Source organism: Capnocytophaga sp., from assembly GCF_030532915.1.
Taxonomy (GTDB): Bacteria; Bacteroidota; Bacteroidia; order Flavobacteriales; family Flavobacteriaceae; genus Capnocytophaga.
In genome coordinates this window covers 1-1,222 of the sequence record NZ_JAUNKD010000054.1, presented here as the reverse complement: position 1 = coordinate 1,222, position 1,222 = coordinate 1, and the positions used below count along the sequence as shown (strand labels likewise).

2 protein-coding genes are annotated in these 1,222 nt (G+C 45.1%); both read right to left on the bottom strand.

Going from position 1 to position 1,222, the window contains the following annotated elements:
• Positions 1-111 precede the first annotated feature (111 nt).
• Positions 112-501 carry a hypothetical protein gene (locus Q4D72_RS11360; RefSeq protein ID WP_303077980.1) on the bottom strand — a complete coding sequence of 130 codons (390 nt, stop codon included), beginning with the start codon at positions 499-501 and terminating at the stop codon, positions 112-114.
• Positions 502-511: 10 nt separating this feature from the next.
• A partial coding sequence (locus Q4D72_RS11355) for a hypothetical protein (protein ID WP_303077979.1) occupies positions 512-1,222 on the bottom strand: 711 nt, incomplete at its 5' end.

The following is a 1,222-nucleotide window of genomic DNA, read 5'->3' as shown; positions in this document are numbered from 1 at the left end:
ACCGGTTGCGAGGTGCGCACAACGCCCACTTTGCCCACCGGAGCGCGTCCGTTGCCCATAAAAGGCATTCCCAGTTGTATGGTTTCTAACATTGGTTCCATAATTTTTGCTTTATTTTTTTGATTTAACAGCCACAAAAACAACTCCCAACAGCAAAATGCCGCCTACCATATAGAGCATTGTATTGTCTTCTTTCGGGGTTTGATAAGCCCCTTCTAAAAGACGACGTTTGTCGGCGTTTTCCTGAAATTTCAACGCTCGGTTTAGCTCTTGATTTTGAATGTCTTGGGTGTGTCGCTCTTGCAGTATTTTGATTTCTTCGGGGGTGAGTTGCCGCTCCACTATCGTTGTGTTATGCACCGTTTCACCGCCTGCGTTACTGCCTGCATTATTATTTTTCAAAGAACTATACGCGTTTGCACCGGCATTGAGCAAGTTTGCCCCCGTGTTTATCCAGGTTAATGCGCCACTGCCCAGCGCCATACGTTGCAGAGTTGTCATAGGCTGAATGTTATGCTTTTACTTTCACTACATTTTTTTTATTGCCAAAAAGCAAATACCCGCCAAAAAGCGCCACAGCGGCTATCAGCAAGGTATTGTCGCCTGCCTTTGCCGGTGTGTTGCCCGCCGCAGCTTGCTGTTCGCGTTTTTGTTTTTCCTGCTCCAACGCCAAACGTTCTGCTTCAATGCGGGTAGCACGGGCGTTTTTTAGGTTTTGAATTTCAGCGTTGTACGAACCGATTTCAGCAACAAGTTGTTGTTTTTCAGTTTCTAATTTATTCACCGTATTAGCAATTCGTTGCATTGCTTCGGGCGATAAGCGTTTTTCAATTGCTTCTAAACTACTTTGTAAACGCCCTCTTTCGTGATTTAAAGAGACCATTTCTCGCTCTATGTCTTTAATATCACGCTCATAATGAGCACACGAAACGGTTCGCTCCCATAACCTGCCAAACCAGCTTCCCAACCCCGTAGCTGCCGCTACTTCCGGATTGTCGCGCCACATATCACGTAATTGCATCGCTTTGACTTTGTCGGCTTTTAGTTGTATGATTTCTTTTGAAATATTTTCTATACGTTGATTTTGAGTTACATACGACTGTTGTTGCGAACCATTTTCCAAGTCAGAAATAGCTTTGCGAAGTTGTGGAATTGAATTTCTTAACGTATCACGCTCATTTGATTTCCGTTCCCGTTCGGCACGTTCGCCCCCGCAAGCGCC

Excerpts from the sequence above, each read along its gene's own strand:
- Q4D72_RS11360 (WP_303077980.1), bottom strand. The coding sequence starts at position 501 with ATGACAACTCTGCAACGTATGGCGCTGGGCAGTGGCGCATTAACCTGG.